The sequence below is a fragment of the Paenibacillus sp. PastM-3 genome, assembly GCF_029893965.1.
Lineage (GTDB): Bacteria > Bacillota > Bacilli > Paenibacillales > Paenibacillaceae > Paenibacillus_AQ.
In genome coordinates this window covers 657507-682185 of sequence record NZ_JARXXP010000001.1, presented here as the reverse complement: position 1 = coordinate 682185, position 24679 = coordinate 657507, and the positions used below count along the sequence as shown (strand labels likewise).

Genomic DNA, 24679 nt, shown 5'->3' with positions numbered 1-24679 from the left:
GGAACTGTAGGAGCGTTAGCGATCGCCTTTGTCTGCGGATTTCAACCGCTAATAGCGGTACAGATCAAGAAATCTGCAGACAACAGCGGCCGGAAGTCCAAACATTCCCTGGAGTCTGCGGACAACGCCTAGTAGTGGGTGTATTGTTCAACGCTGATTCATCATCCATTATACCGCTTTCATTTGTTCATTACATCTTAATTATATACAAAAACACCTTAATTCCGCTCATGTCATTCCGCCGGGATTAAGGTTATTCTCATTTCATAAACAAATACAGGAGTGATTTTCCAGATGAATAAGGTTCGCTATGGCATTATCGGGGTCGGCAATATGGGCCGGGCCCATGCATTCAGTCTGTTGAATGAAGTGAAGGGCGCTGAATTAACCGCAGTCTGTGATATCAGCCCCGAGCGGCTGGAATGGGCAGCGGAGCAGCTTCCTGAGCAGGTTTTGCGGTTCAGTACAGCGGAGGAGCTGTTTACATCGGGAAGCATTGATGCCGTCCTGATATCAACGCCGCATTATGACCATCCGCCGCTGGCCATTGAAGCCCTGAAGCACGGCCTGCATGTGCTGATCGAGAAGCCGGCTGGTGTATTCACCAAGGCCGTACAGGACATGAACGATGCCGCCGCGCAGAGTGACCGCAAATTCGGCATTATGTACAATCAACGGACGAATCCGCTCTACAAGAAGCTGAAGGAGCTTATTGCCTCTGGAGAGCTTGGCGAGATTCGCCGCACCAACTGGATTATTACGGACTGGTACCGTTCGCAGAGCTATTACAATTCCGGCGGCTGGCGCGCTACCTGGGCTGGTGAAGGCGGCGGGGTGCTGCTGAATCAGGACCCGCATCAGCTCGATCTGTGGCAGTGGACAACCGGGATGATGCCAAAGCGGGTCCGGGCCTTTTGCCATTTTGGCAAGTACCGCAACATTGAGGTAGAGGATGATGTAACGGCTTATGTAGAGTACGAGAACGGTGCGACCGGCCTGTTCATTACAACTACCGGTGAAGCGCCGGGAACCAACCGTTTTGAAATTACCGGAGACAACGGCAAAATCGTTGTGGAAGACGGCAGTCTGACGTTCTGGCGGCTGCGTACACCGGAGCCTGAGTTTAATGCCACGTATACAGGGGGATTCGGCCAGCCGGAATGCTGGAAATGTGAAATCCCTGTAGATAAGAGTAACGGAGGCAGTCATCAGGGAATTCTGCGTAACTTCACGAATGCTATTCTGAATGACGAGCCTTTGATTGCTCCGGGTGAAGAGGGAATACGCGGCTTGACGCTGTCTAACGCGATGTATTTATCCGCCTGGACCGATAACTGGGTAGAGCTGCCGATTGATGCTGATCTATTCCATGAACACTTGATGGAGAAGGTCCAGAGCTCCACATTCAAGAAGGAAGCAAGCCAGGGCAAAGCGCTGGATGTAACAGGAACCCACTAAACTACAATAAGGAGCGATCCAGTAATATGAACTTATCTGCCATAGCTGCGCAAATGTACACACTCCGCGAATTTACCAAAACACCGGAGGGCTTGAGAGAATCCTTTCAGAAGCTGAAGGAAATAGGCTATAAGGCTGTACAGATATCAGGTATCGGTCCCATAGATCCTCAGCTGGTCAAGGAATACGCAGATGAATCCGGGCTTGCGATCTGTGCGACCCATGTCCCTTGGAACCGTTTGGTGAATGATCTGGAAGCGCTTGCCGCTGAACATAAGCTGTGGAACTGCAAGTACATCGGTTTAGGCTCACTGCCTGCAGAGTATCAGACCAACCAGGAAGGCTACAGCAGCTTTGTCCGTCAGGCTTCGGAAATAGCCCGCATACTGAAGCAGCAGCACGGGCTGCAGTTCATTTATCATAATCATGATTTTGAATTTGAACGCTTTGACGGCATAACCGGAATGGATGTGCTGATTAACGAAAGTGATGCCGCTGCCGTAGGATTTGAGCTGGATTTATACTGGGTTCAGGCCGGCGGCGGCAGTCCGGTGAATTGGGTGCGCAAGGTAGAGGGAAGAATGCAGGTGGTCCATCTTAAAGATATGGCGATTGTTGAACGGAAGCCGGCTTTTGCCGAAATAGGCGAAGGAAATATGAACTATCCGGATATTATTGAAGCCTGCCGTGAGACCGGGGTGGAATGGTATGTGGTTGAACAGGATGTCTGCCGGCGTGATCCGTTTGAAAGCTTGGCCATCAGCTTCAATTATCTAAAAAAGCTCTTGTAGCCGGAGGGAGAACAGAAGATGAACCGCAAAGACGGAATGATGTACGCACCCAAATATGAAGCACGTCCGGTAGTCCAGCCGGGAGAATTCACCTTTGCCGCTATCGCGCTGGATCACGGACATATCTATGGCATGTGCAACGGGCTGATTGAGGCAGGAGCAGAGCTCAAGTGGGTATATGATCCGGATGAAGCCAAGGTTAAGGCGTTTACCGGTGTGTATCCGGGAGTCAGAGTAGCAGCCAGTGCCGAGGAGATTCTCGGGGACCCGGAGGTCAAGCTTGTAGCTGCGGCTGCGGTTCCTTCCGAACGGGCAGGACTGGGAATCAAAGTCATGGAGCATGGCAAAGATTATTTCACAGACAAGGCTCCGTTCACCTCGCTCGATCAGCTTGCCGCCGCACGTGCACAGGTTGAGAAGACAAAGCGCAAGTATATGACTTATTTCAGCGAGCGGCTGCATGTGGAAAGTGCAGTATACGCCGGGCAACTGGTTAAACAGGGGGCCATTGGCCGTGTCATCCAGGTAATGGGCACCGGGCCGCACCGTCTCAATGCGCCAAGCCGGCCGGACTGGTTCTTCCAGCGCGATAAATACGGCGGAATTATCTGTGATATCGGCAGCCATCAGATTGAACAGTTTCTTTATTATGCAGACTGCCGTGATGCCAAGGTGCTGCACAGCAAGGTCGCTAACTATAATAATCCCGAGTATCCGGAGCTTGAGGATTTCGGGGATGTTACCCTGGTCGGGGATAACGGGGCTACGCAATATTTCCGTGTAGACTGGTTTACTCCGGAGGGGCTCGGAACCTGGGGCGACGGACGCACTGTTATCCTGGGGACCGAAGGATACATCGAGCTGCGGAAATACATTGATATCAGCCGCTCCACGGAATCAGATCATGTCTATTGGGTAGACAGCGAGGGAGAGCATTACGAGCATGTTGCCGGCAAAGTCGGATATCCCTTCTTCGGCGAACTGATTCTGGACTGCATTCAGCGGACAGAACATGCAATGACCCAGGAGCATGTGTTCAAAGCAGCGGAGCTGTGCCTGATTGCCCAGGCTTCAGCGCTGAATCTTACACCGGATAGCCTGAAATAGCTAATGGAACAAAAGCGGATAAAGAACGGAAGGTGTTAACATGACTTCTCTTGGAGCAGCAATCATCGGCTGCGGAGCCATTGCTCCGCTGCACGCCCAGGCGATTGCATCAATGGAAGGAGCACAGCTGCTGGCGGCTGCAGATATTCATCCGGGCCAGGCAGCCGCTTTTGGCAGCCAATATGGATGTGATATTGTGCAGGATTACCGGGAGCTTCTGGAAAGGAAGGATATTGATGTGGTTCATTTGTGCACCCCCCACTATCTGCATGCCCAGATGGCCATCGATTTCCTGAATGCCGGTAAACATGTCCTAACTGAAAAGCCGCTGGCTGCCGATGTTCCGTCTGCCCGGCGGATTATTGATGCGGCTGACCACAGTAAGGGACAGCTCGGTGTAGTATTCCAGAACCGCTATAATGAACCCTCGCGGAGGATCAGGCAGGTGATCGACAGCGGCCAGCTGGGGCGGCTGCTCTGCATGAAGGGTGTAGTAACCTGGCACCGCAGTGAACAATATTACTCGGAGAGCGAGTGGCGGGGCAAATGGGCCACTGAAGGCGGAGGCGTGCTGATTAATCAGACGATTCATACCCTTGATCTGCTGCATTGGTTTGGCGGGGAAATCACTGCCGTCAGCGGCTCTGTGAGCACAGATGTACTGGATGGCGTTATCGAGGTAGAGGACAGCGCCCATGCCTGCATCACTTTTGCCAATAAGGCCAGAGGCTTGTTCTACGGGACAAATGCATATCCGGTCAATTCACCTGTTGAGCTGGAGCTGGTATTTGAGCAGGGTACACTGCTCCAGCGGCGTGACTGCCTCTATCTGTGGCAGGATGGCCGCGAACAGCTGCTGTGTGAGCCGGGTACGGTTGCTAGTGGAGGCAAGTCCTATTGGGGAAGCGGACACCAGTGGCTGATCCATGATTTTTACACTCATCTCCGGGAGGGCCGGAGGTTCTGGCTGGACGGCCGGGAAGGAATAAAGGCACTGGAGATCATTGCCGGGATCTACCGTTCATCAGACCGCCGGAGCACGCTTGTAACCGCCAGCGGGAATCACCTGAATTGACTTTCCTTTTATTTGGCCTTATCTTCATAACATGTGCTATTAAGATCTGTAGATGAGTGAGATAGGGAGAGAGAATAAATATATGGAACAGGCAATGTTTGCAGGCGGCTGCTTCTGGTGTATGGTAACCCCGTTTGAGGAGCTGCCGGGAATTCACGGGATAATATCCGGGTATGCAGGAGGGACCGTGGAGAATCCGACATACGAACAGGTCAAGACAGGAACAACCGGACATTACGAGGTCGTACAGATTACCTTTGATCCGGAGGTTTTTCCGTATGAGCGGCTGCTGGAGCTGTTCTGGCCGCAGATCGATCCGACCGATGACGGCGGACAGTTTCAGGACCGCGGGAGCCAGTACCGGACAGCCATATTCTACTATAACGACAGTCAGCGGCAGGCGGCTGAAGCGTCCAGGGAGCAGGTTGCGTTAAGCGGCAGATTTGAGGGACCGGTCGTAACCGAAATTCTGCCGGCTCCGGTATTCTACCGGGCTGAAGAATATCATCAGGATTATCACAAAAAGAATCCGAAGCATTACAAAGAGGACCGTGAGCAATCCGGGCGTGATACGTTTATTTCAAAGCACTGGTAATTCTACAAAACGGCGAAGCCTTATCTCTCCTGACTTCTGGAGAAATAAGGCTTTTTGGTTTTTTTGCAGCAAACCGCCAGAAAGCATCCTGCATAAAAACGTTTCACCCCAAATTTTGGGTGTGAAATCCGAAATTCTGCGCCTACTAAACAGGCCTGACCAAGACTATAATCAGTGTTGAAAGCGCAACCATAAATGGTGCGTGATTGATTTTAAACCAATAAATGGAGGGAATTGCGATGAGGAAAAAAGGGTCCATGCTAACGCTCGCGCTTGTGCTCCTGCTCTCCTGCCTGCCGATGTTCGGTTCCAAAGCCGCTGCTGCCGATTACACCCAAGGGGTCAGCCTCTCAGGAACGACAGCAACGATCTGGTTCAAGTCAACTGTCAGCACTTCATGGGTTGATGTGCATTATAAGGTCAACAACGGCACACAGTTAAATTACCGGATGACGTATAACAGCAGCTCAGCCCGCTATGAGCAGGCTGTAACCGGCGTGACCGCCGGTACAGCGATCAGCTATTTTTTCACATACAACAATGGCACTCCGGCATATGATACAGGCTGGTTTAGCTACACTGCCTCAGGCACAACACCGACCACACCGCCTAATTCTTCGAATTCCATCTATTCCATCACCGCATCTTCCATACCAACTGCACCAAACGGCTCGATGTCCCTCAAAGTAATGAACGGAACGGGCGGTGCTTATTCCGACAGCCAGATTTACTGGGGAATCATCGGAATCAATCCGGTGAACGGCAAATGGAGCTATCTGGATCTGAGCGGCAATCTGCTGCCGATCTCCACTGCGCTTAATGATGCTGCCGGCCACTTGACCAAAAACGGTGTTAACTATGCCAACATTTATCATACCGTCAGCCAGGCTTCCTGGGTTAACCTGCCGAAAATCACCTCCGGGCGGATATTTCTCAGCGTCGGCACCCCGCTCTATATCACAACCTATGATGACGGCTTTGCCGGCCCGGATATTAACAATCCTACTGATCCGAACCGCAGCATCTACTTTGATTTCATAGAGTTTACTGTTGACGATGCCGGTTATCACGGGAACACAACCCGTGTGGATGCCTTCGGATTCCCGATTCAGCACCGGCTGGTCAATACAACCGGTTCTTTCGACCAGACTGTCGGTGAACTCGAGTCAGAGACACGGGCTGGAATCTTCACGAAGTATCAAAATGAAGTGCCGGCGGCATTTAAGCCGCTGGCCACCCTCCAGGCTCCATACCGGATTGTAGCACCGATTTACGGTTCTTTTGCAGCCGGGGGTGCGAACGCCAATTATTTTGCCGGATATTCCAGCTACAGCACTCAGGATATTCTCCGCTGTGACGGTGCTCTCACTGATGCGGCTACTGCTGCTGCGATCAACCGCCATGTCTATACCACCAGCAACTGGAATAACGTGGCGAATTACTATAATGCGGCTCCGGCCAACTACTATGCTAAATTCTGGCATGACCACAGCATTAACGGACTGGCTTACGGCTTCCCGTACGATGATGTCAACGGCCAGGCGGCTTATCTGGAGGTCGGCAATCCGAAAGGCCTGATTATCCGCGTAGCCTGGTAAGTTTGCTGCTCTATTGATTCATTCTATCACCTTGAACTAATATAGTTACATACACAGACAACCAAGAGGTGGAAGAATGAAGTTTCATGAATTTAGTACCGGCCAGACCTTTCGAACGAAATCATTAAGCATAACTCCCGAGAACGTTAAAAGCTTTGCTGCTGAATTCGATCCGCAGTATATGCATCTGGACGAAGAAAGAGCGAAGCAGGGGAGATTCGGCGGAATCATCGCATCAGGCATTCAGACCTTGGCCGTTTCCTTTAAGCTGTGGGTTGAAACCGGCAGTTACGGTGAGGATATAATCGCCGGAACCGCGATGAATAATATCCGGTTTATGAAGCCCGTGTTACCGGGAGATGAATTATATTGCATTGTGGAAGTAATAGATTTGGCCGAGAAGAAAAATGAAACCGGTCTTGTGACGGTAAGGCTGTCAACGTTCAATCAGGCGGAGATTAAGGTGTTCGAGGGCGAGCTGACGGTGCTGGTGCAGAAGTAGGTACCGGGAGAAACTGAACATGCAGACCGTTTTATTTCTGCTGAGCCAACAATAAAAAGGGCAGACCGGATCTTTCAGATCGGTCTGCCCCTTTTTTATATAATCAATGATTCATTCCAGCCATGCCGCTCACAATTTCCGGATTGATCATACCGAAGATCATGGCGATATGCGCAACGACCAGAAAACCGCTGACCAGCAGGAAATGCAGCTTCAGCTTCTCCTCTTCCGATCGTTTGCGTGCAATCAGGCCAAGGTCAAGCAGTGCCAGCGGCAGCAGGAACAGAACTCCGCTCAGGTAAAAGCCTACAGCAACGACGTCAACCCAGGTATGCCATTCACCGTTCACAGTGAGCGGTACAAACGCAGTGGGGAACAAGTACAGGAAGATACCAGTAAAATAAAAACCTGCAAGAATACTGCATATGCGGTTAAATGTTCTGAGCGGGCCCTTCAGGTTTTTGGTGAACAGAATAAAAAATTCGGTGACCGTAATCGTCTCTGCAAAAATAACGGGAATCGCCATAAAAAGTATCAGGTTCCATGGCTGATTATCCGCTAGCAGAGACATGTAATGTGTCATTGTCATGTTACTTCCTCCAATAGCAAATTAACTTACATCGAAATATTAATAGATGAGTGTGTGGAAAGTATGTAGAAACAGGGGTATGATGGAACAAGTTGTGCGGCCAAGCACCGGTTAATACATATTGCGGGAGGAGCAGAGAGAGATGAATGGAGAGCTGAAGCATATTTTGTTTGACCTGGACGGTACACTGACCGATCCGAAAGAGGGGATTACCCGGTGTGTGGAATATGCACTGAACAAGTTAGGAATAACGGTGAAGCATCCGGACCTGCTGCTGCCCTATATCGGGCCTCCGCTGTATGATTCTTTTGTGCAGATTCAGGGTTTACCGGAGGAGCATGCAGCGCAAGCCGTGGTGCATTACCGTGAACGTTACAGTACAGTGGGGATGTTTGAAAATGCAGTTATTCCCGGGATTCCCGAGCTGCTGGAGGCGCTGCAGGCCAAGGGATATTCCTTATTTGTGGCTACGTCCAAACCTACGGTGTTCGCGGAGGAAATTCTCCGGCATTACGGGCTGGACGGGTATTTCCGGCATGTAGCCGGCAGTAATCTGGATGGTACCCGCTCCAAAAAGGCGGAGGTAATCCGGTATGTGCTGGAGCAGGGTGGAATTGCGCCTGAGGAATCCGTAATGATCGGTGACAGGGAGCATGACATTATCGGGGCAAAAGCCTGCGGCATAACCTCAATCGGCGTACTGATCGGTTATGGTTCAGAAGCGGAATTATCCGCCAGCGGCGCGGATTATATCGCTTCCACCGTTGAGGAAATCGGCGAGATTATTACACGGATAAGTGTAGCGGCTGCCGGTTAAACTTACCGGGCGTTTGAATTATTTTTTACTTTGGCTATTGACTTATAAGATTGTCATTGAGTAATATGTAACCAGCAACACCAAGCAACATCATAACCAAGGCAATGACCAAAGACATGATATCCTCCAAGGACTGACCAGAGAGAGAAGTGAGTGGTGAGAGCTTCTTACAGAGACCGGCCGGATGTTACCCCTTTGCAGCCGTGGCACTGAACCCTCCCTGCTGTCAGGGCGGCTGTAAATGCCACCGTCTTATCCCCGATACCGGATACCATGAGGATCATGTGACTTAGCTTCCGTCTGACAGCAGAGGGTTGTTACAGCGCAGGTCAAATTAGGGTGGAACCACGAGCTTAAGCGCACTCGTCCCTTTCCGGGAGAGATGCGTTTTTTTGCGTTCAATTGTTCAATTACCTTGAAGAGACGGAGGCTATAATCATGGAGATCAAAGTAACTTTACCGGATGGACAAATAAAAGGGTATTCGTATAACACTGATATTAGTGCAGTAGCACAATCGATAAGTCCCAGCCTGAAGAAAAATGCAGTAGCAGGCAAAGTAGACGGCAAGCTGGTAGACCTGCATCATCCGCTTGTTAAGGACAGCCGGGTTGAGATTGTGACACTGGACAGCAAGGAAGGACAGGACGTACACCGGCACAGCACTGCACATCTGATGGCCCAGGCCATTAAACGGATCTACGGCGGCAAAAAGGTGAAGCTGGGCATCGGGCCGGTCATTGAAGACGGCTTCTACTACGATATCGATATTGAACAGCCTTTATCGAGCGAGGATCTCGCGGCAATCGAGCAGGAGATGAATGCCATTGTTAAAGAAAATCTGCCGATCCTCCGCCGGGAAGTCAGCCGCGAAGAGGCCGTTAACCTGTTTGCAGACCTGGAGGAGCCGCTTAAGCTGGAGCTGATCCGTGATCTGCCGGAGGATGCTGTCATCAGCATTTACGATCAGGGTGAATTCTCCGATCTATGCCGGGGGCCGCATCTCGCTTCCACAGGACAAATCAAGGTGTTCAAGCTCATGAGTGTAGCCGGAGCGTACTGGCGCGGGGATTCAAACAACAAGATGCTGCAGCGGATTTATGGCGTAGCCTTCCTGAAAAAAGCCCAGCTCGATGAGCATCTGTTTATGCTGGAAGAAGCGAAAAAACGCGATCACCGCAAGCTCGGCAAGGAACTGGAGCTGTTCATGTTCTCCGAGGAATCACCCGGCATGCCGTTTTATCTGCCCAAAGGGATGATTATCCGCACTGAGCTGGAGGATTTCAGCCGCGGACTGCAGCGCGAGCGGGCTTACAGTGAGGTCCGCACACCGCTGATGATGAACAACCGGCTGTGGGAGCAATCCGGACACTATGACCACTACAAGGACGATATGTATTTCACACAGGCGGACGAAGCAAAGTTTGCACTGAAGCCGATGAACTGTCCCGGGCATATGCTAATTTTCAAAAACAGCCTGCACTCTTACCGGGAACTGCCGATCCGCCTTGCGGAATTCGGGCAGGTGCACCGCAACGAGTCCTCCGGCTCGTTGAACGGAATGATGCGTGTCCGCACTTTTTGCCAGGATGATGCCCATCTGTTCGTGCTGCCGGAGCAAATCGAAGCAGAAATCGGCCAGGTACTGGATCTGATCGACCATATCTACAATGTGTTCGGCTTTGAATATAAGGTGGAGCTGTCCACTCGTCCGGCAGATTACATGGGTGAAGTATCGCTCTGGGACCAGGCGGAGGCAGCGCTGGAAAAGGTGCTGCAAAACCGAGGCCTGCCGTACCGGATCAATGCGGGAGACGGCGCTTTTTACGGGCCGAAGATTGACTTCCACATCCTCGACGCGCTGAAACGGAGCTGGCAGTGCGGTACAGTACAGCTGGACTTCCAGATGCCGCAGAAATTCGACCTGACTTATGTGGGCGAAGACGGCCAGAAGCACCATCCGGTAGTTATTCACCGCGCAGTATACGGCTCAATCGACCGGTTCATCGGGATTCTCACAGAGCATTTCAGCGGTGGTTTTCCGGTGTGGCTGTCTCCGGTTCAGGTGAAGCTGCTGCCGGTATCGGTGAATCATGCGGACTATGCCTTTGAGGTGAAGCAGGCGCTGGCAGCTGCTGGAATCCGGGTTGAGGCGGATGTGCGGAATGAGAAGCTTGGCCTGAAGATCCGTGAAGCCCAGCTGGAAAAGGTTCCCTACATGCTCGTGCTCGGTGACAATGAGCGTAGTTCCGGCACTATCTCGGTGCGAAAGCGGGACGGCGCAGATGCTGGTCCGATGAGTATAGAGGAGCTGGCCCGGCAGATTGCCGCTGAAATTGCAGAGCGGAAATAAAAGTTCCTTCATTAATATGCAAGCAAAATAGACATGCCAGGAAACAGCTCCGTTTTTACACAAACGGGGCTGTTTTTTTATCAAAACCATACAGACAGAGGACAGGCAGATCGTTTACAATTTAGAGGAAGCTGGTCTTTAACAGGAGATCGGCGTTTAGTTGTGCAGCGCGCTTTAAACCTATCCGCATTTTAGGAGGCAGTTGTGTGATCTCGGAGAACATCAGACCATTAAACGGCACGTACATTCAAATGGTTCCCATGGAAGCAGCGCATAGGGCGGGATTGACAGCGATTCTTAGCAACCCGTTAATCTGGGAATTTACCTGGAGAAAAATCACCTCCGCCGCACAGGTAGAGCAGCTAATTGATACAGCGCTAACGAACAAAGAAAAAGGCCATGATCTGCCGTTTGTCATGCTGGACCGGTCTACCGGACGGATTGCCGGGACCTCGCGGATTATGCACATTGACCACACTCACCGTAATGCAGAAATCGGCTGCACCTGGATTGCGCCTGAATACTGGAGAACACCGGTGAATACAGAAGGCAAAGCCCTGCTGCTGCAGCACTGCTTCGAAGAGCTTGGACTGATCCGGGTGAATTTTACGATTGTTGGCGGCAACCTTAGATCGCAAAAAGCGATTGAACGCTTAGGTGCCACAAAAGAAGGCCTTCTGCGCAAACACCGGATTACCTCGGAAGGTATCCCAGTGGACAATGTGCTGTACAGCATTATTGATGAGGAATGGCCGGGGGTAAAGGCCAATTTGCAGTATCTTTTGCAGGGGAAATATAACTGAAATTATTAATCTAGTGGCGGTTGCTACGGACTCTGCTTCCAGCGGAGTCCTTTTTAACGTCATAGCGGAATCCTCCGCAAGGATCATAGCCAACTCTTTATTTCATTGCTATAATAGAAACATATATTCGCAAGGAAAATGTTAGTTATCTGTGATTGCTAACCCATATTTCCCTATCAGGGGCTGATATGGGTTTAAGCTATTTTATGAGGGTGATGTAATGAAATATAGAATTATGGGCGTGATAGAATCCAGATATGGTCTAGTGCGCAGAACCCGGCGGAGGGTTTCTCTGGATCAGCTTGAGGAAGCGGTGATCAGCACCTATGAATACCGCTCTGATTATGATGGTTTAACGGTATTTGCAGCTGCTGTGGAACAGCTCTTGAAGGAAGGATACTTCATAAAGCTTACCAAAAGCCGGTTATATGGGACAACCCGTATTGCTGCAGCCTATTGGCTGCCCGAGACGACCTCAACACTGACGCTAGTATCTATGGGGCGCTTAAACTCAGGTATCCTGATCTGCAGATCAAGTTAGCGCTGTCTGTATATGAGCTGATGGCCGGAAAGGCTTTGAAAGATTATGACTATGCGAAGGAGCAAAGAGCCTGCCTGCAGGAGCATCTGAATATTGTCCTCGGTGAGACTACCATAAAGCCGGAGCTGACGGGCTGTATTCAGAGGCTGTTACAATCGGACAAACGTATTCCACAGGAAGTTTTAAATTACGAAGTGATGGTGAGGTTGGCTTAATAGATGAACTGGTCGGATTTTGGGGAACGGAACAAACGGCTTAACCCGCTGTGGAGTCTTGGTGCCGGGATGAATCTTGGAGAGCTGCAGCCGTATAAGGAAATGATCGCACTGAGCGTACTGCTGCAGGTTTACTATATGGAGCTGGAATCGAACGATCAGCGGTCCAAGGAGGATATTGTTGGTTTGGCATGGAGCTCCCTGGAACGATTCAATATTAACGGGCTGGGAACAGCCGAATCGGTGGAGCGGCTGGTGGACGGGCTGCTCTGGAGCGGAAACGGCGGAGATTTTGAAGCTTTTTACTTTGATGATCATACTCAGCAGATGAATGTGCAGAAATATAAGTATTTTACCGTGGACGAGGATGCGACCCGCAGCAGCTGGGAAGAGAGCGGAAGAACGATCTATCGGCTCTCCGAATATGCGCTGGAGCTGATCTTTATGAGCCATGAGATCATCGAGGAGTTCCAAATCAGCATCAAGCTGCTGGAGATTCAGATGCATATCAAGCATGGCCGGGTAACGCGGGCGCTGCAGGATGTGAACGAGCTGATCTCAAGAGTTCGGAAAATGACCCAGCAGCAGCAGGAGTACCGCAATGCGCTGCGTCGCAATCCAAAACATATTTTTAGCGAATTCGGGGTTATGCGTCATCAGCGCCTGGAGGAAATTCACTTGCAGTTTGATGAAGAACGCAGGCACTTTGATAACATTCACCGCTCACTGGCCAGACTGGCCAACGATGAAAAGGATGTTATTGATTTTAACGAGTTACGTCTGCTCTCTGAACGGGTAGAGCTGTCGCGCAAAGTTCATGATGAGCTGGCTGAGGTAGTCTTGAGCATTTTTGAGGCTGAAACCAATCTGCGGCTGAATTTCCCGGAGCTGTTTTGGGGGGCTGCGGGCTTTAACTTTCGGACCAATGTATGGGAGGAATGGGTGAAAAGCGACGGACTGTCCTCAGGGGACAGTCTTGAGCTGCTGGTAGGCGGCTTGTTCACACCGCAGCAGGACTTCATTTATCCCCTCGCCTGGGCGTGGGAAGAGCAGGAAACCGGATTTATGCCCGAAGAATGGCTGGATGAACCTGATGATACCGGGGAAGAACCGGAAGTATCCTATATTCCAAAGACGATACCCTGGGCAGAAGTTGCCGGGCTATGGCTTCCCGTATTTACGGGGCTTGCGGCGGACGGAAGGTTCACCTTTGCTGCAGAAGCTTTTACCGAAGAAGAAAAACTCGGCTGGGCTAATAACCCGAATGCGGTGGACCTGTGGGCACAGTTTTTTCATACGGAAGTGAAGGTACAGGAGTCTGGTGCGGAGAGCCCGGCTGGAACGGATGAATGCCAGAGGCTTATTCAATACCTGCTGGACAGTCATCCTGTACTTGAAGTTCTGCGGGGAAAGGTGCTAAGAACAATAATTAACGGTACCGGGCAGCAGCCGGCAGTCAGATGGCCGGGGCTTGAGATGAGTCCGTACACTATTATTATAGAAGAAAGATGAGTGGTCCGAACATGAGTTATACATTGGAACAACTGCAGCAGGCGTCACGGCTGTTTTTTGACCTGCTGCGGCGGAAAGTCATTTCGCTGGATGATCCGGCTGCAGCGGAGTGTCTGCAGGACACTGGCGCTTATGATGCATTGCAATATCTGGCCAAAGAAGGAGGCTGCCGGATCATGAACTCCGGTCACCGCCTGCATTTGCTGGTTAATCCGCTCGGCTCGGGCTTTGCAACCAACTTCACACAGCTGAAGAGTAAATATTCGCGGATTGAGCGCAAGACGCATTTACATATCATTAACGTTGTGATCCTGGTTTTTTTGGCAGAAATGGACCAGGATGATCAGCACTTTAAACCGGGACAGGACAGTATTTCCTACATCCAGCTGGCTGATCAAGTATCGGCCGTTTTGAAGGCCTGGTATGAAATGGATGAAGAGGGCAAGTTCAGCAAGAAGTGGCGGCTCGACATTCAGGCGATGTACAAAGTATGGGCCAGCCTGTATATGCAGACCAAAAGCCAGGAGGATGCCGACACTCTTTCCAGAAGCTCCGGTTCCCGGATCGGCTTAATCCATGAAGGGATGAAGCTGCTGGAGGACGAGCATCTGGTATTCATTTCCGAGAGTGAAAAACGGATTTTTCCGCGGGAAGAATTGTACGAACGGATGCGCTATCTGTACCATGATGTAGACCGTTACAAGGAACTGAAAGCCCTTATTGGCAGTACACTGGCTGAGAAGGAGGGTGACGCCCATGCCGCGCATTGAACGGATCCGGATCGCCGGTCTGAAATATGAGAAAATGCTCAAGAAATACGACGATATGATACTTGACCTGTGCAACGAGGAAGGTCCGGCCAATACCCTGATTACCCTGATGAACGGCGGCGGAAAAGGGGTGCTGCTGCAGTCGATTTTTCAGCTGCTGATTCCGAAGACTTCATGGGGGAAGGACAATGAGAATCAGGTTGAGGCTTTTTTCCATAATCATAAAAAACAGCTGAAGCCTTACACCTTCCACGTAGCCATTGAATGGAAGCTGGACTCCGGCGACCGCAGTAAGTATATCACTACCGGAATTGCCATGACTGCCCACAGCTCGGCGGATCAGCTGGAGATCAAGGTCGATTATCTGCTCTATGCCTTGTTGGAATATGAGGAGCAATCGGAGCTAACCCTGTCGACGCTGCCGCTGTATCTTCCCGATGAAGGCGGCCCTGCAAGCTTTGAGGCGATTCAGCAGTTTGTACGGGAACGGCGCAACGAGATCATCTATTATGGAAGCAGTCATTCCGAGCTCAAGAAGTATTACACCTTCCTGGCGGAACGGGATATACACATTGGCGAATGGCGCAATATGAAGAAGATTAACGGTGAAGAGGGCGGGATCAAAGGCTATTTTCAGAAAAATGATGCCTTCACGAACCATAATCTGTTCGAAAAGCTGATTATTCCGGAGATCGGCTCCAGCCTGAATGACGGGTCGCGTGAGGAGGACGGCTCGCTTCAGCGGATGTTCACCGACACAGCAACGGTTGCTCAGCGGCTTCCGATGCTGGAGCAGCGTGAGAAAGCTTTTGCCGAGTTCACGGCGCTCGCTGCTCCGCTGCATGAGCTGGTCAAGCAGGGGGCAGAAGCGGAGCGGAGCTTTCAGGAGACAGAGCTGCTAGGCCGTCGGATTTATACGGTCATTTATGACGAGCTGAGAGCAGCTGAAGATAACCGGGGCAGACAAGCCGACGAGCTGGTCCGGCTGCAGTCCGAAGCCCGGCAGCTTCGCTTCGAGGCGGATAACCTGAGTTACCTGCGCAGCAAAGAGGAGCACGATACGAAGCAGGAAGAGTTCAAAGCCATCAGTGATAATCAGGGACGGGCGCGTTCGCGGCTTGATGAGTCCAAAGAACAGGAAAAACGTCTGGAAGTGGCGCAATATCTGGCCAAACGCCAGGTGCATAAGCGGGAAATCGGTCAATGGCAGAAGGAAATTGAAGCGATCGAAGGTTCGCTTGAAATGAAGGAGCGCCAGGAGGTTATCCTGAGTGCCAAGGAGGAGCTGCGCCAGCAGTGGGATCAGGTCTTCCGGCTGTGGCAGCAGCAGCTTTCCGGCTTCGCTGGCCGTCAGCAGGCGCTCTCGGCTGAAGAAGCCGGGCTGCGTAAAGAGCGGGAGAGCTATGTTCTGGAGCTGGGCGGACTGGAGAGCCGGATCAATGAGCTTACCGGCTACATCCGACAATTTAGCGAGGAAGCGGGCGTATTTGCTTCGCGGCATGGACAGGAGGCGGCCAGTGCGCCGGGACCGGCGCTGCAGAGGACACTTCTGGCTGCCAATACTATTGATGATTCAATTGCAGAACGCACTGCTCTGCGTGGTCAGGGGGAAGCGCGTAAGCTGAGCCTGCGCACTAAACTGGCGGAGCTTCAGGTGAAGCTTGCCGGCGAACGCTGCCAAAGCGATGAGCTGCATAATCAGCTGGAAGCGCAGATGGGCCGGGAATCACAGCTGTGGTCACAGCTTGTCGTACTGCTTGAGCTGTACGAAGAGCATCAGGTGCTGGGGGCAACAGCACTCTTTGAAGCAAAAGCATTGATCCATGAGCGGTTCATCCGCAGGCTGGAAGATACAGAGCAGCAGACCAAGCGGCTGCGCAGGGAGTTTTATCATCAGCAGCTTGACGTAGAGCTGCAGCAGGAAGCTTATTGGCTGCCTAATGCAGATGTAATTATAGTTAAGGACAGACTGGATGCGCTCAAAATCAGCTCCATGCCCGGCAGCTCTTACCTGAATGATCTGAATTATCTGCACCGTGAAGAAGAGCTCGGACGTCATCCGCTGCTCCCTTACGGGCTGATTGTCACTCAGCGTGAAGCAGACAAAATTCCGCCGGATGCACTGGGGAATATCATCCTCAAATCGGCTGTGCCGGTCTTTATCCGCGAGGAAATGGGCCTAGCTGCCGTAGAGCCGTTCCTGCTGCTTGCAAATCAGGGACCGCAGATGGTTCTGCAGCCGGAGCAGTTCCAGGATTGGAAGCGCGGAATTGCCACCCGGCTGAAGGAGCGGGAAGAAGAGCTTCAGGACGCGGAGAATTATCTGTCGAAGCTGAAGACAGCCCGGCAGGAGTTTGAGCGGCTGTTCCAGAGTGAGCATACGGTAAGCTTAAAAGCTAAGATCCGTGAGCTGGAGCTGGTTGTAAATGAGCTTGATACAGCGGTGGCCGGTCTAAAGACAGAGATCAGTGAGAATGAGGAATTGCTTGCTTCCATACAGAAGGAGCTTAATGAATACGAGCGGGAAAAGACCGGACTGGAGCAAAGAGCCCAGGCCCTGCGGCAGTGGGAGGAACGAACCCGTAAGCAGGAGCAGGATTACAAGGACAAGCAGAGAGCAGTTGACCGCAGGCAGACGCTGAATAAGGAAATCTCCGTTAAAGACCAGGGTCTTGTTCAGCTGAAAGCGGAAATGGACAGCACCGCACAGCAGCGGGAGCACTGGATTGGGGACACCCGTTATTCGCTGTTCCCCAGGCTGCAGAGCTGGTTCCCGGAGCTTGTTTTTCCTAATGAACTTCAGATTGAAGCGGGTATGGAAGAGGTTGGCCTGAATCCTGATGCTCAGAATAAAATGCTGCAGCTGTTAAGTACAGTGGAGAGCCTGCAGCAATCGCTGACCCATAATGAGCTGGAAATCCGTACGCGGCAGGGGAACATCAAGCGTGCAGGCGAACAGCTTAGTGAGCTTGAAACTGCTGTCTATCAGATTGACCGTGACTGGCAAAAAGCTCCCGAGCCGCAGGATTCACCTGAAGCAATAGCTGCAGCGCGGGCGCGGCAAAAGAATGAGACGGTATATCTGGAGGAGGATTACCAGAACGTACGTGAATCCTACATCCGCTGCCAGACGATTCTTGAGAACCTGCAGAAGGAACTGCGCAAAACGGAAAAGACGATCAAGGAGAAGCATGAACGGCCTGTTGAAATATGGACTGACACGCTCTCTGTCAAGGAGCAGGAGATTACGGAGGATACCCGTGAGAATGAACGGCAGTTAAATTTGTGCAAACAACGGCTCTCTGCTGTGGATCAATGGCTGCAGACACTGGGCAATCAGCGACAGATTCTGGACACGCATGTTGAGGGCCGTGTTCAGCTCCGTGATGTACCGGAGGATGTACAGCTGCAGGTGAGGGAAAGCTGTGAACGAACGGTTGCTGACTGGCTGCTTCAGAGTAAAGAAAGCCGTGCCCAGCAGACGGAGCTTACCCGTAAAGTGAAGGAAGAGAAAAATGACTTGAGCGCCAAGCTGGCAAAGTGCGGCTGGAACAGTGAGCTGGAGACCAAAATCCAGGAGCGGCTGAACACCGTTCACTGGGAGGATTTCGCCATTGCCGGGCAGGTGCTGGATTCGATGCTGCAGAGCTCACGCGACCAGATTGAGAGTATCCGCAGCGATAAAGAGAGCATGGAGCTCTCGCGCAAGCTGTGGGTCGGACGTGCGGCCAAGCGGGTCGTGCAGATTACGGATATCCTGAAGCGCATGGAGCGGCGGATGATTATTCACAACGAGAACGGCCACGCTTTTCCGCTGGTGCGGCTGAATTATAAACATATCACCGTGCCCAAGACAACAGATGATATCGAGCCGCTGGTCAGCGACTATTTCAACCGCTGCATCAGCAGTCTGCTGGAGAAATATCCGAAGATCGAGCAGGTGCCGGCGGCAGCGGTTAAGGAGCTGATCAATGACGGTAAACTCGTCTACGCAGCCATGCAGAACCGCTTCCCTGTGCTTCAGGTATACAAGCCGGTTACAGAGAATTACTTCCTATATGCGGCACCGGAAGAATTCCACTACTCCGACTGGGAAGTCATCAACCGCGGTGCATTAGACGAAGCTGTCGGCAGCGGCGGCCAGCGCCAGTCGGTACAGCTGCTTGTGGCGATGATGATCATGACCCATAAGCGGGTTAACCGCGAGAACAAGGGCTGGACCGTCTTCCTCTACGACAACCCGTTCGGGGAAATGGTCTCCAACAATGTGCTTGATCCCGTCTTTGAGATTTCCAAGGCGCTAAGGTTCCAGTGGCTGATCGTGACGCCGCCGGAGCTGGTGAAGAATGATGTCAGTGTGCGCTTTGGCGTCTACTGGCAGCTCTATTTTGGCGGAGATAAAGGAGAAATGCTGGAGTCTACTCTGGTAAAAGGCGGCAGGAAGATGATCCCGGCGTCGCTATTCTAGCAATAACTTAAATAAGACCCGTCTGGCAAATGCCGGGCGGGTCTTATTTTTTGTGGGGGAGATAGTGAGAGGGAAGGATAGGATACCAAGGGTAAAAATGCCTTTGATTTTTGCCTTGCGGCAAACCTTCAATAACTTTTGAGTACCTACCTTCTATTCTTATTTTTCCCTGGATTAATATTAGTAATGAATAATAGGATGCTGCATATAATTAGTAGCAGATAGCCAGCAAATGCGAGAATATCAGTTATCCATACAAATATCACGCCAAACAGACTCGCACCGTAACCCGAGGGGAATATTCCAAGTCTTGCAGAACTGAGCACGGGATGATTTAAAAGGGCCAGTACAAAGCTTCCCAGTAAACAATAGAGCATATTTACATTACTTTTCATTATCGCAACTCCCCTAATAACCATTTTTTAACTGTAACAAGTATTAAACGTAGCATTCACAACAGTTATTGTCGAGTAAAAATGTATTAAACCAAGTGAGTCCAATGTTAGTTAAAGCCAGAATAGACAAGCAGGGGGATTCGGATGAAGCGCAAAGGGATCTTTTTCACGCTAATTGCAGTGCTGTTGAGTGTTATGCTGTTGCCGCCGACTGTAAGCTTGGCCAAGCCGGCGGTTCCGGATCATACGGATGCTTTTTATGTGAATGATTATGCGGGAGTTATCGACCTGAAAGCCGAGAATTATATGGTCAACTATGGTGTGAAGCTCCATCAGGAGACGGGAGCGCAGGTGGTTCTTGTAACAGTGGATTCAACCGGAGGAGCATCAATGGAGGAATACGCCAGAACACTGTTCGACACCTGGGGAATCGGTTCATCCGACAAAGAAAAAGGGGTCCTGCTGCTGCTCTCGATCAAGGATGACAATTACTGGGTGCTGCAGGGTAACGGTCTGAAGAACTCTCTGACTGACAGCATGCTGGCGCAGCTTCTCGCCGAGTCACTGGAGCCGGATTTCGCCCGCAAAGAGTATGCTGCCGGGGCACGCAAGACCTACGGTGCTTTGATTAAAAGCCTGGGCGGGGTATGGACGGAGCCGCTCGGAATGCAGAATTTTGTTGCCGACAATGCCGGAGTCCTTCCGCAGGTTACAAGATTATATCTTAACCAGTCCAGCAACCGTTACAAAACAACGACCGGCAGCGGCATTTATTTTGTAACAGTGAATAATCCCGGCAGGAAAACGCTGCAGGATTACACATATGCCAAATATGCCTCGGTCGGAGCCGGCACCAGAGATGTTATGGTGGTGCTCGATATTGAAGGGGACAACTATCATGTGCTGCAGGGCAGGGATGTGGATACCACCTTGACGAATGAGCTGATCGGGGATATCCTCAATAAGTCGCTGGAGCCGCAATTTGCCGTCAAAAAGTATGCGGCTGGTGTTACCGCAGCGGCGAATGACTTCTACCATTATTTTTTGACCAGAGCTGAGAGCAATCCGGCTGCAGCCGGGGAAGCCTCCGGAACATCTGCTACAGCATCAACAGAAGCAGCAAATGTTAAACCCGTTCAACTAACAGCTAAGCAAGAGACTAAGCCCGGCGAAGGTATTGATAGAGTCAAGGAACCTGCTCCAAGAAGTAAAGGGCTGGTATTGACAGTTCTGCTCCTGAGTATTGTTGCTTTGATCACTGTGGCAGCATCATACCGCTACCGTCAATCTGCACGGTCCGCCCCATACCGGGGAATGGAACCGGAGCATAGCCGGCGCCGCTTCCGGGGGGCTGGTCAAGGCGGCCGCTCGAATCGTAGAGGCGGAAAAAGCAGGCATGGGTAGATTGTAGATATACTATAATGTTAAGCCCTCTTCATAGGGAGGGCTTTTTTGTTGTTACAAATTATGGAATGATATTGTGAAAATTCTGAAACCTTTGCCGGCACAAGATCGTCTATCATGGGAGAATATGAGACTATCACATTTTGCATGAGATGAATGACCAGGGAGGACTTAGCAGTGAGCACTTCATCATTACCCCAGCGTTCAGGCGCCCGCAAGAAGAAGCCCGTCAGGAAGAAACGCAAAAAAGTGAGCTTTTTCCGAAAATTCACCAGAATGTTTATGTTCTGCTTATTGCTGCTGACCATTGGAATGGGCTGGCTGTATTTTGCACCCTCTGCCAACAATTTTCGTTACTTGATAGCTGACACACTAATAACAACACAGCACCGTTACATGGCAAAGTATATTATCGGGGAAGATGAACTGAAGAACAGAGTGGCGGAGTATAACCAGCGCTTTGATCACATGGGGGACGAGGTAGATACGCATACCATTGCCACTCCCGCACCTGAAGCTGATACTGAAGCTCCGGCAGAGAAGCCGCTGGTGGAAGTTGAAAAGGTCAGCGGAACCGGCTATGCCGGTTATGTGATGACAGTTAATGATCCTACCAAAGTGCGGCTGGGCATTCCGAATAAGGCAGGCTCCGGCGAAAAGGTATCCAGTATGGTAGCGCGAACCGGTGCTATTGCCGGAGTTAACGGCGGAGGCTTCGCCGACCCGAACTGGAAGGGTAACGGATTTAAGCCAATCGGGCTTGTGATCTCCCAGGGTAAGCTTTTTTATAACGGGCTCGGGGGGAAGACTTCAACACAAATAGTCGGGTTAGATAAACAAGGGAAAATGATTGCCGGCAATTACTCGCTTGAAGAGCTAAGCAAGCTTGGGGTTCAGGAGGCCGTTTCTTTTCAGCCGCGGATCATCGTGAACGGCAAAGGGCTGATCAAAAATGCAGCCGAAGGCTGGGGCATCGCCCCGAGAACGGCCATGGGCCAGCGTGCTGACGGTGCGCTGCTGTTTGTTGTCATTGACGGCCGACAGCCGGGCTACAGCATCGGGGCCAATCTGTATGATGTCCAGCAGATTATGCTAAAGCACGGCGCTGTGATTGCTGCCAATCTGGACGGAGGTTCATCTACCGTTCTGGTCAAAGATAATGAAATTGTCAACAAACCATCCTCGCAATACGGCGAACGTTATTTACCGACGGCTTTTCTGGTATTCGAGCATCCGGAGCAGGTGCAGATTGATAATATCTGGGAAGGTCTGGATCCCTCCCAGATTGACGCTGCCAAGAAGCGGACCCAGTAGACACCGGACGGGAATTAAAGGTATGCTACTTGTTATAAGCCAGATTCGCGAAGGCATCAGCCTGAGGTAAGAGGGGGAACAGGTTTGACATTGCAGCAGCTCCGCTACGCAATTGAGATTGCGAACAGCGGCTCGATGAACGAAGCGGCCAAACGGCTTTTTGTGTCGCAGCCCAGTCTATCCAATGCGATCAAGGAACTGGAGAACGAGCTGGGCATTATTATTTTTGAACGGACTAACCGGGGAATCAGCATATCGGCCGAAGGCATGGAGTTTCTTGGTTATGCCCGGCAGATTATCGAGCAGACCGAGTTCATGGAGAACCGGTACACCGGCAAGAAGCGCAGTCCGGTTTATTTTTCCGTATCCACCCAGCATTACGCCTTTGTTGTAGATGCTTTTGTGCGTCTGATGAAGGAGCGGGAGCTTGCAGAATATAATTTCAGCCTGCGGGAGACACAGACCTTTGAAATTATTGAGGATGTGCGGACATTGCGCAGCGATCTAGGCATTCTGTACATCAATGAGAGCAATTATAAAGTGATGAACAAGCTGTTCAGTGACGGGAATCTCAAATTCACACCGCTGTTTAATACCAATCCGCATGTGTATGTGAGAATGGGGCACACTTTGGCTGGCAAAGAGTCTATTATACTCGAAGATATTTTGCCGTTTCCGTACATTACGTTTGAGCAGGGAGATAACAATTCACTGCATTTCTCGGAAGAAATGCTTAGCTTCACCCAGATTGAGAAGAACATCAAAGTAACGGACAGGGCCACTCTGTCTAATCTGCTGCTGGGGAGCGACGCTTACACGATCGGGACCGGCATTATGGCCTCCGATCTGAACGGCAACGGGGTGGTGACCATTCCTTATGAGAGTAATGAAGTTTTTACTGTCGGCTGGATTGCCCATAAAGACCGTAAGCCGAGTGATATTATGTCCGCTTATATTGATCTGCTGAACGATCTGGTCGCCAGCAGCTATTTTGACATGAATCAGTTCTTACTATAACAGCAGGAGGGTCGTATGATCAGTCCAATTACGGGTTCCGCCAGAACTGCCCCTCCCTTTCGCTATGACATCGTGGGCAGCTTTCTGCGCAGTGAGGGCATCAAGACAGCGCGCAGCTTATCCGAACAGGGAGAGATAACAGCTGCACAGCTTCAGGAAATTGAGGACAGAGAGATTGCTGAACTGCTCAAGCAGGAAAAAGCACTGGGCCTCAAGGCCGTTACTGACGGCGAATTCCGCCGTTCGTGGTGGCATCTGGATTTTTTTCTGGGAATAACAGGCACACACAAAATCATTCTTAATCAAGCCAATGGTTCGGCCAAGGAAAACGCGCAACGGGCTGAAAGCTTTAAGATTACCGGAAAAATATCATTCGGCGATCACCCGATGTTGGCCCATTTCACCAGGCTGCAGCAAATGGCCGGTGATACGATGGTCAAAATGACAATACCTGCCCCGTCCCTGTTCCACTTCGTACAGGATTACAATGGAAATGAAATTTATCCTGACCGGGATCAGCTGTTCCAGGATATAATTACGGTGTACCGTGCGGCTATCCGGGCTTTTTATGATGCAGGCTGCCGCTATCTGCAGATGGATGATACGACGTGGGGAACGCTGTCGAGCGGCAGACACCGGGCGCATCTGCGGAGCAGAGGCATCGATCCGGATCAATTGGCCCGGGACTACGTGTCGCTAATCAACGAGAGTATAGCAGACAAGCCTGAGGATATGACCATCGCCCTGCATGTATGCCGCGGCAATCTGCGTTCAACCTGGTTCGCGGCCGGCGGCTATGAGCCGGTTGCGGAGACACTGTTCGGCGGGGCGCAGGTGGATGCCTTTTTCCTGGAATACGATAACGAGCGTTCGGGGGACTTCGCGCCGCTGCGGTACATCAAAGACCAGTTCGTGGTGCTGGGCCTTGTTACTACCAAGCATGGCGGGCTGGAGAACAAGGAGCAGCTGAAGCTGCGAATTGCCGAAGCGGCGGAGTATGTGGATATCGACAAGCTGTGCCTAAGCCCGCAATGCGGCTTCGCATCGTCCGAGGAAGGGAATATTCTTACGGAGGAAGAGCAGTGGGACAAAATCCGGCTCGTTATTGAGACCGCGAATGAGGTATGGGTGTAGGACCACTATAGCAAGTTAGGACAGGGAAAAAGAATAGGGATGTTCCGGTCTGCCTGAGCGGCTGCGGGACATCCCTGTTTTGTTATTTTGCCGGTACCGGGCTAAGTTTGCTGTTGTTGGAAGCTCAACGGAGTGGAATAGCTGCACTCTGTACACTAAAAAAGCCCTTAAGCCTGCGATTGCAGCGTTTAACTGTAGTTTGTACAACTATTTGTGCCCGAA

General features: G+C 51.2%; 19 protein-coding genes. 18 read left to right on the top strand and 1 reads right to left on the bottom strand.

The genetic code is table 11. The features are described 5' to 3' along the window. The first annotated feature begins 294 nt into the window (after nucleotides 1–294). The 7 genes from M2108_RS03045 (at nucleotide 295) to M2108_RS03015 (ending at nucleotide 7126) form a co-directional block, all read left to right on the top strand. Nucleotides 295–1458, top strand: coding sequence for a Gfo/Idh/MocA family protein (locus M2108_RS03045; RefSeq protein WP_277467347.1), 1164 nt, complete (start codon nucleotides 295–297; stop codon nucleotides 1456–1458). A gap of 26 nt (nucleotides 1459–1484) precedes the next feature. Further along, nucleotides 1485–2249 carry a sugar phosphate isomerase/epimerase family protein gene (locus M2108_RS03040; RefSeq protein ID WP_277467348.1) on the top strand — a complete coding sequence of 255 codons (765 nt, stop codon included), beginning with the start codon at nucleotides 1485–1487 and terminating at the stop codon, nucleotides 2247–2249. Between the two features lie 18 nt (nucleotides 2250–2267). Beyond that, nucleotides 2268–3356: a Gfo/Idh/MocA family protein gene (locus M2108_RS03035; RefSeq protein WP_277467349.1), complete on the top strand. Its 1089-nt coding sequence runs from the start codon at nucleotides 2268–2270 to the stop codon at nucleotides 3354–3356. A gap of 40 nt (nucleotides 3357–3396) precedes the next feature. Then, nucleotides 3397–4431, top strand: a complete 1035-nt coding sequence (locus tag M2108_RS03030; protein ID WP_277467350.1) for a Gfo/Idh/MocA family protein — start codon at nucleotides 3397–3399, stop codon at nucleotides 4429–4431. A gap of 82 nt (nucleotides 4432–4513) precedes the next feature. Next, on the top strand, nucleotides 4514–5026 hold the full coding sequence (gene msrA, locus M2108_RS03025) for a peptide-methionine (S)-S-oxide reductase MsrA (protein WP_277467351.1): 513 nt from the start codon (nucleotides 4514–4516) through the stop codon (nucleotides 5024–5026). A 239-nt stretch (nucleotides 5027–5265) separates the two neighbouring features. After that, complete coding sequence (locus M2108_RS03020; protein ID WP_277467352.1) at nucleotides 5266–6624, top strand: glycoside hydrolase family 64 protein; 1359 nt, start codon at nucleotides 5266–5268, stop codon at nucleotides 6622–6624. Between the two features lie 76 nt (nucleotides 6625–6700). Beyond that, nucleotides 6701–7126, top strand: coding sequence for a MaoC family dehydratase (locus M2108_RS03015; RefSeq protein ID WP_277467353.1), 426 nt, complete (start codon nucleotides 6701–6703; stop codon nucleotides 7124–7126). Nucleotides 7127–7229: 103 nt separating this feature from the next. Here M2108_RS03015 and M2108_RS03010 read toward each other — a convergent pair whose 3' ends face one another. Further along, complete coding sequence (locus M2108_RS03010) at nucleotides 7230–7715, bottom strand: DUF6803 family protein (protein ID WP_221799945.1); 486 nt, start codon at nucleotides 7713–7715, stop codon at nucleotides 7230–7232. A 142-nt stretch (nucleotides 7716–7857) separates the two neighbouring features. Between M2108_RS03010 and M2108_RS03005 the strand changes: the two genes are divergently transcribed. The 11 genes from M2108_RS03005 (at nucleotide 7858) to M2108_RS02955 (ending at nucleotide 24457) form a co-directional block, all read left to right on the top strand. Further along, the gene (locus tag M2108_RS03005) at nucleotides 7858–8532 is read left to right on the top strand and encodes an HAD family hydrolase (protein ID WP_277467354.1); all 675 of its coding nucleotides are present in this window, start codon (nucleotides 7858–7860) and stop codon (nucleotides 8530–8532) included. 438 nt (nucleotides 8533–8970) lie between these two features. After that, nucleotides 8971–10884, top strand: a complete 1914-nt coding sequence (thrS, locus tag M2108_RS03000) for a threonine--tRNA ligase (protein ID WP_277467355.1) — start codon at nucleotides 8971–8973, stop codon at nucleotides 10882–10884. 206 nt (nucleotides 10885–11090) lie between these two features. Further along, entirely contained in the window at nucleotides 11091–11687 is a 597-nt protein-coding gene (locus M2108_RS02995) for a GNAT family N-acetyltransferase (protein WP_277467356.1), read from the top strand. Between the two features lie 220 nt (nucleotides 11688–11907). Next, nucleotides 11908–12228, top strand: coding sequence for a hypothetical protein (locus M2108_RS02990; protein WP_277467358.1), 321 nt, complete (start codon nucleotides 11908–11910; stop codon nucleotides 12226–12228). 218 nt (nucleotides 12229–12446) lie between these two features. Next, nucleotides 12447–13955: a hypothetical protein gene (locus tag M2108_RS02985; RefSeq protein ID WP_277467361.1), complete on the top strand. Its 1509-nt coding sequence runs from the start codon at nucleotides 12447–12449 to the stop codon at nucleotides 13953–13955. 11 nt (nucleotides 13956–13966) lie between these two features. Beyond that, nucleotides 13967–14725, top strand: a complete 759-nt coding sequence (locus M2108_RS02980; protein ID WP_277467362.1) for a DUF6063 family protein — start codon at nucleotides 13967–13969, stop codon at nucleotides 14723–14725. After that, nucleotides 14712–19193, top strand: a complete 4482-nt coding sequence (locus tag M2108_RS02975; protein ID WP_277467363.1) for a coiled-coil domain-containing protein — start codon at nucleotides 14712–14714, stop codon at nucleotides 19191–19193. The genes M2108_RS02980 and M2108_RS02975 overlap by 14 nt, the downstream gene beginning before the upstream one ends. A 539-nt stretch (nucleotides 19194–19732) precedes the next feature. Continuing rightward, nucleotides 19733–20992: a TPM domain-containing protein gene (locus M2108_RS02970; RefSeq protein WP_277467364.1), complete on the top strand. Its 1260-nt coding sequence runs from the start codon at nucleotides 19733–19735 to the stop codon at nucleotides 20990–20992. 177 nt (nucleotides 20993–21169) lie between these two features. Beyond that, nucleotides 21170–22306, top strand: coding sequence for a phosphodiester glycosidase family protein (locus M2108_RS02965; protein WP_280776862.1), 1137 nt, complete (start codon nucleotides 21170–21172; stop codon nucleotides 22304–22306). Between the two features lie 84 nt (nucleotides 22307–22390). Beyond that, nucleotides 22391–23323 carry a LysR family transcriptional regulator gene (locus M2108_RS02960; RefSeq protein WP_277467365.1) on the top strand — a complete coding sequence of 311 codons (933 nt, stop codon included), beginning with the start codon at nucleotides 22391–22393 and terminating at the stop codon, nucleotides 23321–23323. Nucleotides 23324–23338: 15 nt separating this feature from the next. Continuing rightward, nucleotides 23339–24457, top strand: coding sequence for a 5-methyltetrahydropteroyltriglutamate--homocysteine S-methyltransferase (locus tag M2108_RS02955; protein WP_277467366.1), 1119 nt, complete (start codon nucleotides 23339–23341; stop codon nucleotides 24455–24457). Nucleotides 24458–24679: the final 222 nt, after the last annotated feature.